We start from the raw sequence: 16587 nt of genomic DNA, 5'->3' as shown, positions 1-16587 counted from the left end.
GACACCAAGCTAGTTTGATAATGGTTGCATGCGGTAGGTAACAATTAAATACAATGAGTATTGATGCAATTTTACCTCCATGCTATTGATTAGTTAGGATAAAGTTTCAAAAAGGAATTTTACAATGCGCCCTAAAGTATTGTTAGTTGAAGACTCCACCTCACTTGCTGTTCTCTACAAACAGTACGTCAAAGATGAACCCTACGATATTTTCCACGTTGAAACCGGCGCGGAAGCTAAGACCTTCATTGAAAGGCATTCACCACAGCTTGTTATTCTCGACCTTAAGCTACCTGACATGCCAGGCGAAGAAGTCTTAGATTGGATTAGTGCGAACGAAATACCAACCGCCGTCATCATTGCAACTGCACATGGCTCTGTAAACATCGCGGTAGACCTAATCCAACGCGGTGCGGAAGACTTCTTAGAAAAACCCATTCAAGCCGATCGACTCAAAACCTCTGTTCGCTTGCATCTAAAAAGAGCGAAACTTGAAAATATTGTCGATAACATGCAAAGCAAGTTCGATCGTGATCGCTTTCATAACTTCATCGGCTCTTGTCTACCCATGCAGGCGGTTTACAAGATCATTGATTCGGTAGCACCAACCACTGCTAGCGTGTTTATTAACGGTGAAAGTGGTACGGGTAAAGAAGTATGTGCAGAGGCTATTCATCAGGAGAGCCAGCGTAACGGCAAGCCCTTCGTTGCCATTAACTGTGGCGCTATCCCTCGAGACCTAATGGAGAGTGAAATCTTCGGTCATGTTAAAGGGGCGTTTACCGGTGCGACAACCGACCGTAAAGGTGCTGCAATGCAAGCGCATGGTGGCACCCTCTTTCTCGATGAGCTTTGTGAAATGGAGCTGGAGATGCAGAAGAAGCTCCTACGATTTTTGCAAACTGGTACGTTTACACCACTCGGTGGTAATCGTGAGATTAAAGTTGATGTCAGAATTATCTGCGCAACCAACCGCGATCCACTAGTTGAAGTAGAAGAAGGACGTTTTAGAGAAGACCTTTACTATCGTGTTCACGTCGTGCCTATTGAGATGCCACCACTTCGTGAAAGAGGAGGTGACATTGTCACTCTATCTAATCACTTCTTAAAGCTCTACGCGAAACAAGACAAAAAGAAGTTCAAATCAATAGACAAAGAAACGCAAAACCTACTTAAACGTTATGCGTGGCCAGGAAACGTGCGTCAGTTGCAGAACATCATCCGTAATATCGTAGTGTTGAATAATGAAACGAGCGTAACCATAGATATGTTGCCCCCTCCGATTAATAAGGTGGATGCAACAATAGATTCGAAATCAGTAACGCCAATTCGAGTACCAACGCCCCAACCTGCTGTAGTAGAAACACCAAAAACTAAGTTGCCACCAATAACCCCAGAAGAGCTTGAGCAAGCTACTACGCCAAACGAGCAATCTGTTACGTTAAATGACCAAGCTGCTTTTTCAGATGGACAAGAGTTAACGACACCGGCCTTCACTACTAGTAACGGTAGTATTCGCCCAATGTGGCAAATAGAGCGCGAAGCCATTCAACACGCCATCAATTATTGCGATGGGAATGTGTTAAACGCTGCTGTGCTGTTAGAGCTTAGCCCTTCTACGGTTTATCGTAAGAAACAGGCTTGGGAATCGGAAGATGAGTACAATCAAGCCTAACCTAGGTGTACTCAACGTAAACCTTCACGAGATTTGGCTGTTAATCGACAGCCAAACTTTTGGAGGTATAGAAACGCATGTTTTAGAACTAGCACAAGGCCTGATATGTGAAAGCACTCAGTATTCAGATGCTGTTCGAATCGTTCTTTTGACTAAATTTGCCCCTGAAGCGATCATTGTTGAAAAGTTGAATGCACTGAACATCCCTTTTAGTTACCTCTCCGATTTAGCCTCATGCTCTGCAGATTTAAGCGGCAATAGCGCGACACAACTTAAACGTGCAGTTCAACATTTTCAGCCAAGACTTATACATGCTCATGGTTACAAAGCCAGTTTAGTCAGCAAGCTAATAAAGCTCCCACCTCGTTTTAACAACACCAAACAAATCACCACTTATCACGCAGGTGAAACCCCAACAGGCAAAGTATGGCTTTATGACTGGCTCGACCGTTACAGCAGCTTTCTTTCTGATCAGTCGCTCGTGGTCAGTGAGAAGATTAAAGCGAAAGTACCGAGTAAGACCTATCAATTGAATAACTTTGTTAAAGTTCCAAACGGATTAACAAGCTCCCCTTCATCAAGCCCATTCCATGTTGGCTTTGTGGGTCGATTAAGCCATGAAAAAGCGCCGGATCGATTTGTCGCATTAGCCAAACAGTTTCCCGATGTTCGGTTTGAGCTTTTTGGTGACGGACCAGAAATGGACGCCTTAACTAAATCACAGCCTGATAATGTTACCTTTCACGGTCATCAAACCAATATGGACGACGTCTGGAGCCAAATCGATCTGTTAATCATCCCTTCACGCTTTGAAGGCTTACCTATGGCGGCATTAGAAGCCATGATTCGTGGCATTCCCGTTCTCGCCAACTCAGTTGGCAACTTACCGCAACTCATCGAGCATCAAGTTAACGGCTACCTTGCCAATTCAAAAGCCGAGCTAGAACAGTTTTTATCTTTGTGGATATCATTGACGAGCGAACAACGTGACTCTCTCAAGAGTAACGCGATAAAAACCGTCAAAAGCCAATACTCACCGCAAGCTGTTGTCCCGCAGTTGTTGGAGATCTATCAACTCGACCGCTAAAACGAGTCGTAGTCAGGAATTGGTCACTTTGGCTTAACGATTTGGGCATCCGAGTCAGTTTTATAGTGATTCTCAAAATGAAAAACCTCAACTCAAAACTAACACCCCTCTGTAATGTAGCTTTAAATCAGTAACTTAAATAAAATGCATAACTGGCACTCGCTTTGCAATATTTAACATCAGGCGTCGCTACGCCTTAAAAAGTTTGCGAGCCGAGTCATGAAGAGTTTATTTGCGAATAGAGGTAACAATGATTAACCCTGAAGCCAATAGATTGCCAGTCATCATTACGATCAGTGCCTTGTGTGTTGGCCTTGGTGTTGTTTGGTACTTTGTGCCTCATCCTGCTGTAATTGTAGCGCTAGCTCTTGTGCCATTAGCCGGATTATTCGTTTTAAACAAGACATTTTGGTTAGTGTTACTGTTCGTTGTCTTTTCATTTTTCCGAATTCACGAAGCCATACCTCAACTCTATTCACTAAAAATACCGCTTATGCTCTCACTAGGCGCTCTATCAGCCCTACTTTGGCATGCATTAATCAGTAAAGAGCTTAAAATTTTCTGGCACCCTTGTTTAAATTGGCTCGCGATATTCTGGGGTTTGGTCTTCATCGGTATTATCTTCGCGTCTAACAGACCTATTGCTTTGGCAGAATTCAAAGGTGTGTATTGGAAAATAATGGTGATGACCCTTGCTATTGTTTGGCTAGTTAACAGCGCAGAGTATTTGGTCAAGACTTCGACCGCTATTATTTGTGCAGGATCATTAGTCGCCGGCATCGCGATTAACAATTCAATCCATGGTATTGGCCTAGTTGAAGGTAGCCGCGTAACAATAGGTCGTGATTTTGGCTCAATGTTAGGCGACCCGAATGACCTCTCTCTAGTTCTTATGTTCCCACTCGCCTTTGCTATCAGCCAAGTGGTCACGACGGGAATTCCACTTTCAAAACGTATCATCAGTGTCGGTGTAACGGTACTTTTACTTGCTGCAGTCATTGCCACACAAAGCCGTGGTGGCCTGCTTGGCTCGCTTGCTGTTATCGGGATATTTGCATTTAAAGTGATTCGTTCAAAATCACTGCTGATTACTTTGGGGGCAATAGGAGCGATTGGTCTTTACTTTGTCGCAGGGATTTCAGATCGAGCATCAGGCGGCGCGGCTGAGCAAGGAGTCGACGAGTCTGCGATGGGGCGGATTTACGCGTGGGAAGCTGCTTTCAAAATGGCACTAGACAACCCATTAACCGGAGTCGGTTTAGATAACTTCTTTTCCAACTACTTCTTCTACAGTCCTCACTGGGATGGTTTAAATCACGCAGTTCACAGTACTTGGTTCGGCGTACTCGCTGAAACTGGATTTCTAGGACTGATCATATTTGTGATACTGATTACCTCGCTGATCAAAACGATACGTTTAACACTCAAACAACTTTCAGAAACCACCAACACAGTAGACCCAAATCTTAATGCTGCTGCTTACGCTGTATATGCAGGGTTAATCGGCACCATCGTCTCTGGTACTTTCCTGACACAAGGCTTCAATTGGCCTATTTATATACTCTCAGCACTGGTTGTTGCTATTGCGAACATCTCTCAAACTGCCTGTCAAAAAGAGAAAATCTAAAGACACATTCGTAACCAATTGAAAATTAGAAACTTATTAAATGGCACAGTATATGAAAGTACTTCTATATAACAAAATTGAGGAGTTTCATTATGACGTCAGTATCTATACATCAATTCAAACATTGGCTTAAGTTTCACCCCAATTCTCGAATTAGAAATGTGTTTTTCATTTTGAAAAATATAAGAAGCGCAGAACTACCAACTCCAAAAGTCTTTAATCGCTGCCTGTACCAAGGTCACAAGCTTGTCGTGAATATGGTGTCTGGCTTTACTCGATTCTTCTACTGGACACCAGCTTTCAAAGGTCGTGTCGCTCAATGTGGCAAACGTCTCTATTTGTATGGAGGCCTCCCTTTCGTTAGCGGCCCAGTACAAATTTCGATTGGCGACAACTGCTGTATCTCAGGCCACACGACATTTTCGGGCTGTACACAGCCACTTGAAGGCTTGGAACATCCATTACTGTCTATCGGTAATAATGTGGACATTGGCTGGCAATCCACGATTGCAGTCGGAGGTAAAGTCATTATCTCTGACAATGTACGTATCGCAGGCGGCGCTTTCTTATTTGGATATTCTGGCCACCCACTTGATGCAAAACGTCGAGCACAAGGTGAAGGCGATGACCCTCAGCAAATAGGCGATATTATTCTTGAACCCGATGTTTGGCTAGGCACCAATGTCACCGTTAAAGGCGGAGTGACCATAGGCGAAGGAACGGTTGTTGCAGCCGGAAGCGTTGTTACCAAAAGCATTCCACCGTTTTCAATCGCTGCAGGTAACCCTGCACGAGTCGTCGGTCACATTAAGTCCGTAGAAATTACCGAATCTGATGTATTCGATTCATTTGAAACTCGCGGAGGTGACCATGCGTGATTTAATCGTATTTGGTGAAGACTTTGGTGGCCTACCTTCATCGACTCAACATTTAGTACGTCACCTAGCTAAACAGCACAAAGTATTATGGGTGAACTCTATCGGCCTAAGACAGCCAAAACTATCATTTAAAGACATCACTCGCGCCTTTAACAAACTGATTGGTAGAAGTAATGCGGTTACTCAAAACATGTTAGATTCCCAAAATACCATTGATACTTCCAACCACGGAAACATCACGGTCATCAATTTAAAGACCATACCTGCGCCTGCTTCTAAGTTATCGAGAAAGCTAGCTCAGCAAATGATGTTACGCCAGTTGAAGCCAATTATTTCTGAATTGAACCTTCATGCCCCCATCTTATGGACTTCGCTTCCGACCGCTGTCGATTTGTGCGGACATTTAGGCGAGTCATCTGTGGTTTACTACTGCGGTGATGATTTTAGCGCCTTGGCTGGTGTCGACCATGACACTGTAGCGCAACACGAATCTAAGTTGATCGATAAAGCGTCTCTTATATTCGCGGCTAGCAAAAAATTGATGGATAAATTTCCAAATCATAAAGCACACTTGCTACCACATGGTGTAGACGTCAACCTATTTTCGACACCAGTACCAAGAGCAAAAGATTTACCAAGCAGCCATCGTCCCATAGCTGGTTTTTATGGAAGCCTATCTAAGTGGCTTGATTACGACATGATTGAGCATGTTGCCACAGCAATGCCGGAATGGGACTTCGTATTCATAGGCCCCAATGAACTTGATACATTATCACTGCCTAACCTTGAGAACGTTCACTACTTAGGTCCTCGTCCACACCACACGTTGCCAAGTTATTCTCAGCACTGGGATGTTAGCCTATTACCTTTTGTTGATAATGAACAAATCCGTGCATGTAGCCCATTGAAGTTGATGGAATATCTCGCAGCAGGAACGCCAATTGTCACGACCCCTTTCCCTGCAATAGCACCTTATAAAAGTTACGTAACATCAGTAGAGAGCGCTAGGCAGATGATTGAGGCTCTCGATCAAGCTCGTCATTTTGAAAACTCGCCAGTCTCTGTCGTCGCGAAAGACAGCTGGCAGAACCGCGGTAACTTCGTTCATTGGATGCTGGAGCTATTATGAATAATCTGAAATTGCGGTTATTGTCAATCTTGAATGCAATGTGGCGCCAGCGCTACGTAATCGTACTGCCTATTCTAATTTTGCCTTTTGTAGGGTTTGGGGTCAGTAAATTAGCCCCGACCAAGTATGACGCGCATACGAGTATGTTGATTCAAGAAACGGCCAAAATGAATCCATTTTTGGAAGACCTTGCCGTTTCAACCATGCTTAAAGACCGACTCAACGCATTAAGAACACTGCTTCACAGTCGACATGTTCTTTATTCTGTGGCTGACGAACTGCAATTGACCAGGTCAGATATGTCAGAGTTAGAAAAAGAAGAGATTATCACTGACTTATCGCAACGTTTATCTGTGATTCAGCTTGGAAAAGACTTTTTGAAGATCAGTTTAACCTCTCATACTCCAGTTGGTATGGAACAAACCCTTCGCTCGGTTAGTGAGCATTTCATTGAGCAATTGTTGGCGCCTGAGCGTTCTTCGATTGAAGACTCAAGTAACTTTTTGAAAATTCACATCGATAAACGTCATATCGATCTTGAAAAAGCAGAAGAAGCATTGGCTTTATACATGAACGAAAACATGCAATCGACACCAGAGGTACAAAGCCAAAGTCTAAACCGCTTAGCATCACTCAAACAGAATCTCGCTGAAAAAGAGGCTGAATTATCCGGTGTTGAAAAAAGCTTAGGGTCTATCGATCAACAGCTTTCTAAAACCAACCCAGTAATAGGTCGAATAGAAGACCAAATCATAGACATTCGTAGTGAATTGACATTACTGCAAGCAAAATACACAAATAAACACAGTGCTGTACAGGCTAAAGTTCGCGAATTAGACAGGCTTGAGAAAGAGAGAACGACTTTATTAGAAGTGACGCAACCTGCCATGAACAGCGACCAACTTTGGGACATCGCGAGTAGCGCTACACTGAACAAACTATCCAATACTCAACCACTTTTGGTCACCCAGCTACATAGTCTACAGCTGGTTCGTGCTCGCTTCGAATCGTTAACTGAAGAGACAAAAAGCCTTCGTACTATGATCTTTGAGTTAGAACACAAAGCCAATAACTTCGGTGAAAATGCAAAAGAGATGTATCGTCTTAAACGACAAGTTGAAATCAAGCGCCAACTATACGATGAACTGACTGAGCGTTATGAAATGGCTCAATTAACGGGCTCACTGGGCGTGTTCGAACAAAACAAGCGTGTAAAGATTATCGATTTGCCCTTCACTCCGAGTATGAAATCAAACATGCCTACATTTATCTTCATTCTGGCTGGATTCGCTGCAGGTATAGGATTGGGGATTGGCTTAGCTATAGTGTTTGAGCTGTTCGATTCTTCAATCAAGCGCAAAGACGAAATTGAAGATATCTTGGGTGTCCCGGTGATAACAGTGATCCCTAAAATGAGTTAATCAGCCTTTAAAGTAAGACTCTTGCTTAGGTTTACTTCCTAACAACAAACGCTAACACTCGCTTGGCATTTTTCTTTTCTAAAGCTCAGTTACTTCCTGAAATCGGGCCAAACCTGCTCGTTATATGCCATCAATTCTCGATTGTTATTTCCATTTTTATTATTCCAATACCTATTCATTCATATTTTGTTTTGATTCCCATTTTGAGAAATCAAATACACAGATCACAAAATCAAACTAAGCCATTGATAAATAGTGCATATTTAATTGGCACGACTCCTGCTATCTAACTGTGTAGATAAGCGCTTTAACCGAATAGCTTAAAGCGAGGCGTCAGAAAGGAAAAAGAATAGTAACTAAGGCAGGGACCAAATTATGAATAACCAGTTAACGAAGCATGGCAAAAAGATCATACACGTTGTTCAGCACCTTGCTCCAGGAGGCTTAGAAACTTTGACGTTAGATTTGTTGCGCCTCGCTAAACCAACAGACCAAGTGTTGATCGTGAGTTTAGAAGGCACAAAACAAGAGTCGATAAACAACTGGCCTAAATTGGAACAGTACAAAAATCAAATCGTCTTCTTAGATAAAGCTCCAGGCGTACAATTCAATATCATCATCAAACTGATTAAAGCATTTAATGGGATTCGACCTGATGTGGTTCATACCCACCACATTGGCCCTCTACTTTATGCAGGCTATGCAGCTCGCATTACCGGAGTTCCAACTCGAATTCATACTGAACATGATGCTTGGCATTTAAAGAATACCAAACGTCGTCGCTTACAAGCACTAGCGTTACAGGCTGCCCAACCAACATTGGTTGCCGATGCAACACGTGTTTACAATCAACTGCGTTGTGCCTTTTCGTATAAGAACATCATCACAATTAAAAACGGTGTGGATTGTGAGAGGTTCAAACCGATGTCAAAAGCAGACGCGAGAGCAAAGCTCAACCTGCCTACTGACAAACACATCGTAGGTTGTGCTGGGCGTTTAGAGCATGTGAAAGGTCAAGACCAACTGATTAAGGCACTTTCCCTACTTCTGACTAACACCGTTGTCGTATTGGCTGGTGATGGTTCAAAACGCGTTCAACTGGAACAGCTTACTCACCGTTTGAATCTTAGTGATCGTGTGATCTTCCTAGGGCTAGTTGAGGACATGACCTCCTTTTACGGCGCATTAGATACTTTCTGCTTACCTTCTCGTCACGAAGGGTTACCACTTTCAACACTAGAAGCCCAAGCGTGCAATATTCCTACCGTCGCGATGAACGTCGGTGCTGTCGATGAAACCATATGCCCACTCAGTGGCACGCTCGTTAAAAGTGGCAGCGTTGCGGGATTAGCGAGTGCGCTATTAGAAAAACAAAATGAACGCTTTTTGTCACCTCGTCGTTACGTACTCAACAACTTCGACATTGTAAAAATGGTTGCCTCTTATAATGACATATCAAAAGGAGCTTACGCATGATCGATTGGTTGCTAGCGGGACTTTGCTTATTTTCTGGAGCGTTGATTGTATACCATCACGCAGCCTACCCTCTATTGCTGCGTTGGTACGCTAAAAGCCACCCAGCGCGCCACGTTGAAGAGAGCCATCGTTGTTACAAAGACGAACAACAAGATTGCACACTACCAACCATTACCATTCTTATTCCGGCATTTAATGAAGAGCAATGGATAGCGGACAAGGTTCGTAACCTTGCATCATTAGATTACCCAAAAAAGAAACTGCAAGTCATTATCGCTTGTGATGGTTGTACTGATAACACGGTGGAGATTGCACAAATGACCATTCAAGAAGCGATGTGCAGTGATATCCACTTTGAGATACATGACCACAAAGTAAATCGAGGTAAAGTCGCGACTCTCAATGACGAAGTGACACAGATTGCCAGTGACATTACAGCACTAAGTGATGTATCAGCCCTTATTTCACTAGATGCATTACTTATTGCAGCTGCTCATTTTGAAAGTGACAAGGTCGGTGTAGTGAATGCAACTTATCAACTGTGCCCAACAGGAAACGAAGGAGAGAACACTTACTGGCAGTATCAAACCGCAGTTAAAGAGTCAGAGGCTTCATTAGGCTCTAGCTTAGGGTCTCATGGCGCATTCTACTTGTTCAGAACACATCTGTTTGAACCGCTTCCCCTAAACACCATCAACGATGACTTCATACTGCCTATGAAAATTGTCAAACAAGGTTACGTCGCTGAATACGAAACCCAAATGGTGGCATTAGAGTTAGAAGAATCAAACCTAGAAACAGACTTCAAAAGAAGACTCCGTATCTCAGCTGGCAACATGCAACAAGCGATTCGATTATTTGGCTTATTTAGCCCTAAATTCAAAGGTATCGCATTTGCCTTCTTCTCAGGGAAAGGGCTACGCCTACTGACCCCATATCTAATGATCGTGTGCTTAGTGTGCTCAATCTTACTTAGCCACTACCTGGTATTTAAGGGATTACTTTTGGCACAAATTTCCGTTTACACCATTGGCGTACTTGGCTGCATATTGCCAAAACGTTTAGTGAACAAACCTATTTCATTAATCTCATACTTGATTGTTGGACACTACGCCAACTTCATTGGTGGCATTCGTTACCTAGTTGGGCTAGAAAATTCACCTTGGACACGAGCGAATCATTGAGGACTTATTATGATGAACATTGAACAGCTATCTAACCAAAAGCTATACCAATACAAAATCTCAAGAGCTAAACGTACGTTCGATTTCGTAAGTGCTCTGTTAGCTCTAATTCTATTGGCGCCTGTATTTCCTCTAATTGCGATGGCGATTGCACTCACGTCTCGTGGTCCTATTTTCTACCGCCAACTTCGCGTTGGTAAATCAACACCACAGAAAATGGAACTATTTGAAATCATGAAGTTTCGTAGCATGTACGAAGACGCAGAAACTCGCTCAGGTGCAGTTTGGGCAACCGCGAATGACCCACGAATCACACCGGTTGGTCGATTCTTGAGAAAGACTCGTCTCGATGAACTTCCACAACTGTTTAATGTATTAAAAGGTGAAATGTCTCTTATTGGTCCACGCCCTGAGCGCCCTACTTTTTACACCAAACTAGAGAACGAAATCCCTTACTTTGCGGACCGCACTTATGGCGTAATGCCCGGTATTACAGGGCTTGCACAAGTGAACCAAGGTTATGACACCTGCATCGATGATGTACGTCGTAAAGTAGGTTTTGATCACAGCTACGCACTGAGTCTATGTTCTATGAAATCTTGGATTGCCGCTGACCTCGCCATCATTTCTAAAACTATCATCGTAATGGTCGACGGACGAGGCCGCTAAAAAATATGGTCTAAGGTGAAATTACAATCAATCTCGTCCAAGGTGATAAATAGAGCAGTCTGTCCACTGTGAACAAAAAGCCAGCTTTGATAATGAATTATCGGCCGGCTTTTCTCTGTTTGATAACAAGCCAACTAAAAGAACGCTTCGATTTTAAAATCCAATTGATATACGATGCCAACATACTGTTCTAAAAACGATTAAATGCCGTTGTTATGAAAATCGAAGATCTTAAGCTGTTCACCGCCGTTGTCGAGCTAGGTAGTTTCACTGCTGCAGCCAATGCTCTTGACCTTCCGCGAGCTAACGTTAGCCGTAGAATTAACGACCTTGAGAAGTCTCTCGGCATTCAATTATTCTTTAGAACGACTCGAAGCCTTTCCTTAACTAAAGCTGGCGAGCTCTATTACAAAGAACTGCTCAATGCATTAAGAGCACTCGACAAAGCAAACCATATTGCTTCCAACCTATCAGAAGTTGCACACGGACAAGTGAAAATAGGCCTGCTGCCTGAAACCAGCGACATCATGCAATCAACTCTATTTAAATTTCAAGATATGTACCCTAAGGTTGAGCTAGATATTCGCAATATTAGCAACGGTTTTGTCGACATGTACCGCCAAGGATTAGACCTGGCCATGCATGGCGGCACATTGAGTGACGCTAACGTAGTTGCACGTAAAGTCATGGATCTCCAACGTATTTTTGTCGCAAGTCCTGAATTTTTAGAGAAAGAAGGCAAGCCTTCAAGCTTAAGAGAACTCGCCAATTACCCATTTGTTTGCTTTAGATGGCCAAGTGGTGACATCGACAAGCGATGGGACATCAAAGATCACATCATCAAGGTCGAACCTTCGGTGGTGAGTGACAGCATAGGCTTCGTAATCGGCGGTGTAACACGTCACAGAGGTATAGCATTACTGCCAGAACTCTTGGTACGACAACAACTCAAAGGTGGGGCCTTAATCAACCTATTCCCTAACGAGGAGCTTCAAAAAGAAGAAGCATGGCTACTCTACCCTCAACGCAAAGCGTTAAGTCACTCCGCTCAACTTTTGATTGATTTTCTATTACAAGAGCTTCCAAATCTATAGCTATTGTAATGAATATTATGACAGTGTTTCGCGAATAGACTAGATTATCTAAACCTAACTGAAAGATAGAATTACTCCATAAATTGACAGGAGTAATCCATGAAGCCTATTTCTCAACGTTCGTCTATCTTTGAACAGACACCTATCCTTAAACATACGGTCATCGCACTAAGCCTGATCCCTCTTTTTGGCTGTAATGACTCTGAGGCGACGCTCCCTCAGAAGCAAACGCGACCAATTCAAGTTATTCAACTTGAGCCTCTTTCTCATCAGATCGAAAAATCCTTCACGGGTAAATTGCAATCATCAGAAACGGCAGGAGTGGCGTTTCGTGTACCTGGTACTATTCAAAATATGATGGTCTCGGTTGGCGATTCAGTAAAGAAAGGCCAACCGTTAGCACAACTCGACCCGCATGATTACCAAGTGGCATTGGAAGAGTTACAAGCTCGTTCTCTTGAAGCAAAATCTGCACACAAGCTAGCTAAGGCTGAACTTGGTCGAGTGAAACAAGCGATTGATGACAACGCGATTGCCGATGTTAATCTGGATCGTGCTATCAGCGGCTATGAAAGAAGTGAAGCCGCGGTTAAAGTGGTTGAACAGAACATACGCCGCGCAAAAGATTCGATTCGTTATACACAACTGCTTGCGCCATTCGACGGCGTTGTAGCGGCATCTAACTTCGATCAGTTCGAACAAGTCCTGCCGGGTATTTCAGTATTCACCATCCACAACCCTGATCAGCTTGAAGTTAAAATCCAAGTCCCAGAAAACTTAATTCATAAATTCCAACCGAATCAGACCGCTGGTATCAACTGGTATGGCTCAGAGGAAAAACTGATTGGGTACGCCACTGAAATTGCCACATCTCCTCACCCTATTAAGCAGACCTACGCAGTGACTTACCATCTAGAGTCAGCCGACAAATCTGTGTTGCCTGGCAAAGCCGTCACACTCACGACTCAACTTGGCGAACCAACCAATAATTTCTGCTTACCGTATTCAGCGATCGTGAATCCATCGGGTATCGAGCAAGTGTTCACCATTCAAAATGAACAAGCTCATGGCGTGACTGTAGACGTGGTTTCAATGTCTCAAAATACCGTGTGTGTAGAATCTATGCTCAACGATGGCGATTTCGTCGTGGTGAGTGGTGCTCAATACGTCATGGAAGGCCAACACTTCTCCGACATTCAAGTTAAGAGTCTATAGGTCAATCATGATAAATCTAGCTGATTTTGCGATCAAACAACGCACCTTTATCCTGTTTTTCACTGCATTGAGTATTATCGCAGGCCTATTTTCTTACTTTGATCTTGGCAAGCTCGAAGATCCAAGTTTCACAATAAAAACGGCTGTCGTAGTAACACTCTATCCTGGCGCTTCAGCGAAAGAAGTGGAACAGCAAGTTACTGATACCGTCGAGACCAAACTGCAAGAAATGGGATCATTAAACCGACTTCGTTCACTGTCTCGCCCTGGCATGTCGATGGTGTTTGTCGACCTCAAAGAGTCGCTTAATTCAAAAGCACTGCCACAAGAATGGGACTTGTTGCGTCGTAAAGTATCTGACATGAAGCTGTTGCTGCCTTCGACGGCACAGATCAGTGTCGTGCAGGATGAGTTTTCTGAAGTCTACGGCATGCTTTTCTCTATCCACAGTAAGGATGCTTCGCCTGCTGAATTACGACGTTACGCAGAAGAATTGCAACGTCGAATCAAAACCGTCGATGGTATCAAGAAGATTGAGTTACACGGTGTTCAACCACGCGTTGTTCACATCGATATCCCAGATGAAAGGCTGGCGCAATACGGTCTATCTATCACACAAGTTTGGTCACAGCTTAATACTCAGAACATGACTTTCGATGCAGGCCAGTTTTCAGCAGGCTCTGAGCGTATTCGTGTTCAACAGTCGAGCGAGTTTGGTTCATTAGACGACATCAAAAACTTGATGATTAAAGGCGGCGTGAGCGAATTAGGCACCAGCTTAATCCGTTTAGGCGATATCGCAGATATTACAATGGGCTACCAAGAGCCAATGATGACAGAGAACCGCTACAACGGCGTACCTGCAGTCACATTAGCGACGAGCCCTGTGACTGGCGTTAACGTGGTATCGCTTGGCGATGAAATCAATCAGATCGTCAGCGATTTTCAATCGACCCTGCCGTTAGGTGTTGATATTGCGACAGTTGCTAACCAGCCGGAAGAAGTTCAGAAATCGATCGACAACTTCGTAAGCAACTTGCTAGAAAGTGTCGCGATTGTATTCATCGTCCTATCGATATTCATGGGACTAAAAAGCGCAACCATTGTCGGCTCAAGCTTGTTACTGACTATCTTGCTGACGCTTATCTACATGAACATCGCGTCAATTGATTTACACCGAGTTTCGCTAGGTACCTTCATTCTTGCGCTTGGCATGTTGGTGGATAACGCCATTGTCATCACCGATATGATGATTGTGAAAATCAACAAAGGCGTCGACCGAACCAAAGCTGCAATTGATTCTGTTAAAGAGACCGCTACACCACTCTTTGGCGCGACAGTCATTGCTATCATGGGTGCGAGCCCTGTTATCTTTTCAAAAACCGATGCAGCTGAGTTCGCAAGCTCAGTATTCCTAATTATCGCCTCTTCACTGTTGTTGTCATGGTTTGTCGCAATGACGTTCACAGCTTTGATGTGTTGGTTCTTCATCAAGCCAGCTAAGCAAGCTGACAACACCAAAGTAAGCTTATATCGTAAGAGCGTAAACTGGACGGTAGATAATCCACTCAAAGCACTGACGGGGCTTATTCCGCTGATCTTGGTCACTGCATTGGCTATCCCGAATATTGCCGTTAACTTTATTCCACAAGCCGACAGACCCATTCTGTTCTTAGATTACTGGCTGCCAAATGGCGCCAAGGTTGAACAGACCTCAGAAGACATGAAGCGTATCGAACAATGGTTGTTAGAGCAGCCGGAAGTCGAGAGTATTTCAACGTACGTTGGTGCTGGCGCTCCTCGTTTCTCAGTGACCATTGAGCCAGAGCCGTTTGACTCAGCTTATGGTCAGATCTTGATTAACGCGACCGATTTCCCTTCACTCAGCCCGCTGATTGCGCGTGGCGACAAATGGTTAATGGAAGAGTTTCCAAACGCCGATCCTCGCTTTAGAAGCTTAAAGCTTGCGACTTCGGATAAATTCAGTGTTGAAGCGCGTTTTTCAGGCCCAGATATCGAGGTACTGCACGGCTTATCTGAACAAGCGAAAGCGATCTTTGCTCGACACCCAGACACCAAGTACGTTCGTGACGACTGGCGTCAAAAGAGCAAAGTGCTAGAACCCGTCATCAACCAAGACAAGATGCGCCTTGCGGGTATTAACCGTGCCGACATTGCATTCGCGATGAAACGCGCGTCAGAAGGCATGCCGCTAGGTCGTATGAACTTAAACGACGAACTGGTGACGATTCAACTGCGTGGTACAGAAAGCTCTATTCAATCGCTAGAAACTTTGCCGGTACGTTCTTTATTGGGCATCCACAGCGTTCCACTAGGTCAAGTCATTGACGGGTTTGAGCTTACAAGCGAAGAGACCATGATTTGGCGTCGTGACCGAGTAAAAACCATCACTGCGCAAGCTGGCGTTGGTCGTTACACAACTCCTGCAGCGGTAAGAAACTCCGTTAAAGAACAAATAGAATCCATTCACCTTCCACACGGTTACCACTTGGAATGGGGTGGCGAATATTACGACGAGCATAAAGCGGTCAGCGATATTCTTAAACAGCTACCTAAAGCGATGCTGTTGATGGTGATCATCCTAGTTGCGATGTTTAACGGCTTCAAACAGCCAGTGATCATCTTCACCACCCTACCGCTTGCGGCGACGGGTGCAACGTTCAGCTTGTTGCTGTTGGATAAACCGTTCGGCTTCATGGCGTTGATTGGCGCGGTAACCTTGACCGGTATGATCATCAAGAACGGCATCGTGTTGATGGACCAGATCGAACTTGAACGTAAAGACGGTCGCTCACTGTCAGACGCAATTAAAGAAGCCACCGTGAACCGCACAATGGCGATTTCGATGGGTGCACTCACCACGGCACTTGGCATGATCCCGCTGCTCAGTGACCTGCTATTTGACCAGATGGCGGCAACCATTATCGGTGGCTTGGCTGCAGCAACTGTGTTGTCTCTGTTTGTAATGCCTGCGCTGTACAAGCTTTTCTATCGAACTGAAGAGAAAAAGACTGTGGCTGAAGCCATTGAAGATGCTGTAGTTATGCTCGATGCGACGCCTCAATCTACAAACAGCAGCACTCCAACCTCATTCAACAAGGAGCAATAAAC

11 protein-coding genes and 2 pseudogenes are annotated in these 16587 nt (G+C 44.1%); all 13 read left to right on the top strand.

What is annotated here, in order from left to right; genetic code table 11:
- Positions 1 to 124: 124 nt before the first annotated feature.
- Positions 125 to 1415: pseudogene (locus tag FTW16_RS14345) on the top strand (sigma-54-dependent transcriptional regulator); the annotation flags it as partial.
- Between the two features lie 68 nt (positions 1416 to 1483).
- Positions 1484 to 1675, top strand: a pseudogene (locus FTW16_RS24950) (helix-turn-helix domain-containing protein); the annotation flags it as partial.
- The gene (locus FTW16_RS14340; RefSeq protein ID WP_146491556.1) at positions 1656 to 2762 is read left to right on the top strand and encodes a glycosyltransferase family 4 protein; all 1107 of its coding nucleotides are present in this window, start codon (positions 1656 to 1658) and stop codon (positions 2760 to 2762) included. The pseudogene FTW16_RS24950 and the gene FTW16_RS14340, both read left to right, overlap by 20 nt.
- A gap of 250 nt (positions 2763 to 3012) precedes the next feature.
- Positions 3013 to 4389 carry an O-antigen ligase family protein gene (locus FTW16_RS14335; RefSeq protein ID WP_146491555.1) on the top strand — a complete coding sequence of 459 codons (1377 nt, stop codon included), beginning with the start codon at positions 3013 to 3015 and terminating at the stop codon, positions 4387 to 4389.
- Between the two features lie 92 nt (positions 4390 to 4481).
- Positions 4482 to 5267: an acyltransferase gene (locus FTW16_RS14330; RefSeq protein ID WP_146491554.1), complete on the top strand. Its 786-nt coding sequence runs from the start codon at positions 4482 to 4484 to the stop codon at positions 5265 to 5267.
- Positions 5260 to 6396, top strand: a complete 1137-nt coding sequence (locus tag FTW16_RS14325; RefSeq protein WP_146491553.1) for a glycosyltransferase — start codon at positions 5260 to 5262, stop codon at positions 6394 to 6396. The genes FTW16_RS14330 and FTW16_RS14325 overlap by 8 nt, the downstream gene beginning before the upstream one ends.
- Positions 6393 to 7817: a GumC family protein gene (locus FTW16_RS14320; protein WP_146491552.1), complete on the top strand. Its 1425-nt coding sequence runs from the start codon at positions 6393 to 6395 to the stop codon at positions 7815 to 7817. Before FTW16_RS14325 ends, FTW16_RS14320 begins: the two co-directional genes overlap by 4 nt.
- Positions 7818 to 8192: 375 nt before the next feature.
- On the top strand, positions 8193 to 9293 hold the full coding sequence (locus FTW16_RS14315; protein WP_146491551.1) for a glycosyltransferase: 1101 nt from the start codon (positions 8193 to 8195) through the stop codon (positions 9291 to 9293).
- Positions 9290 to 10477: a glycosyltransferase family 2 protein gene (locus tag FTW16_RS14310; RefSeq protein WP_146491550.1), complete on the top strand. Its 1188-nt coding sequence runs from the start codon at positions 9290 to 9292 to the stop codon at positions 10475 to 10477. Before FTW16_RS14315 ends, FTW16_RS14310 begins: the two co-directional genes overlap by 4 nt.
- A 9-nt stretch (positions 10478 to 10486) precedes the next feature.
- Positions 10487 to 11146 (top strand): sugar transferase, encoded by a 660-nt coding sequence (locus FTW16_RS14305; RefSeq protein WP_060982013.1) that lies wholly within the window; start codon positions 10487 to 10489, stop codon positions 11144 to 11146.
- Between the two features lie 215 nt (positions 11147 to 11361).
- A complete protein-coding gene (locus FTW16_RS14300; protein WP_146491549.1) occupies positions 11362 to 12240 on the top strand; it encodes a LysR family transcriptional regulator in 879 nt (292 codons plus the stop codon).
- A gap of 99 nt (positions 12241 to 12339) precedes the next feature.
- Positions 12340 to 13455, top strand: a complete 1116-nt coding sequence (locus tag FTW16_RS14295; RefSeq protein ID WP_146491548.1) for an efflux RND transporter periplasmic adaptor subunit — start codon at positions 12340 to 12342, stop codon at positions 13453 to 13455.
- 7 nt (positions 13456 to 13462) lie between these two features.
- Positions 13463 to 16585 carry an efflux RND transporter permease subunit gene (locus tag FTW16_RS14290; protein ID WP_146491547.1) on the top strand — a complete coding sequence of 1041 codons (3123 nt, stop codon included), beginning with the start codon at positions 13463 to 13465 and terminating at the stop codon, positions 16583 to 16585.
- Positions 16586 to 16587: the final 2 nt, after the last annotated feature.

This window comes from Vibrio sp. T20, assembly GCF_007858795.1.
In the GTDB taxonomy this organism is placed as follows: Bacteria; Pseudomonadota; Gammaproteobacteria; order Enterobacterales; family Vibrionaceae; genus Vibrio; species Vibrio satsumensis.
Note: the sequence above shows the minus strand (reverse complement) of the source record. Positions and strands in the feature narration are given on the sequence as shown.

Excerpts from the sequence above, each read along its gene's own strand:
- FTW16_RS14305 (WP_060982013.1), top strand. The coding sequence starts at position 10,487 with ATGATGAACATTGAACAGCTATCTAACCAAAAGCTATACCAATACAAA.
- FTW16_RS14320 (WP_146491552.1), top strand. The coding sequence starts at position 6,393 with ATGAATAATCTGAAATTGCGGTTATTGTCAATCTTGAATGCAATGTGG.
- FTW16_RS14330 (WP_146491554.1), top strand. The coding sequence starts at position 4,482 with ATGACGTCAGTATCTATACATCAATTCAAACATTGGCTTAAGTTTCAC.
- FTW16_RS14325 (WP_146491553.1), top strand. The coding sequence starts at position 5,260 with ATGCGTGATTTAATCGTATTTGGTGAAGACTTTGGTGGCCTACCTTCA.
- FTW16_RS14315 (WP_146491551.1), top strand. The coding sequence starts at position 8,193 with ATGAATAACCAGTTAACGAAGCATGGCAAAAAGATCATACACGTTGTT.
- FTW16_RS14295 (WP_146491548.1), top strand. The coding sequence starts at position 12,340 with ATGAAGCCTATTTCTCAACGTTCGTCTATCTTTGAACAGACACCTATC.
- FTW16_RS14335 (WP_146491555.1), top strand. The coding sequence starts at position 3,013 with ATGATTAACCCTGAAGCCAATAGATTGCCAGTCATCATTACGATCAGT.
- FTW16_RS14310 (WP_146491550.1), top strand. The coding sequence starts at position 9,290 with ATGATCGATTGGTTGCTAGCGGGACTTTGCTTATTTTCTGGAGCGTTG.
- FTW16_RS14300 (WP_146491549.1), top strand. The coding sequence starts at position 11,362 with ATGAAAATCGAAGATCTTAAGCTGTTCACCGCCGTTGTCGAGCTAGGT.
- FTW16_RS14290 (WP_146491547.1), top strand. The coding sequence starts at position 13,463 with ATGATAAATCTAGCTGATTTTGCGATCAAACAACGCACCTTTATCCTG.
- FTW16_RS14340 (WP_146491556.1), top strand. The coding sequence starts at position 1,656 with ATGAGTACAATCAAGCCTAACCTAGGTGTACTCAACGTAAACCTTCAC.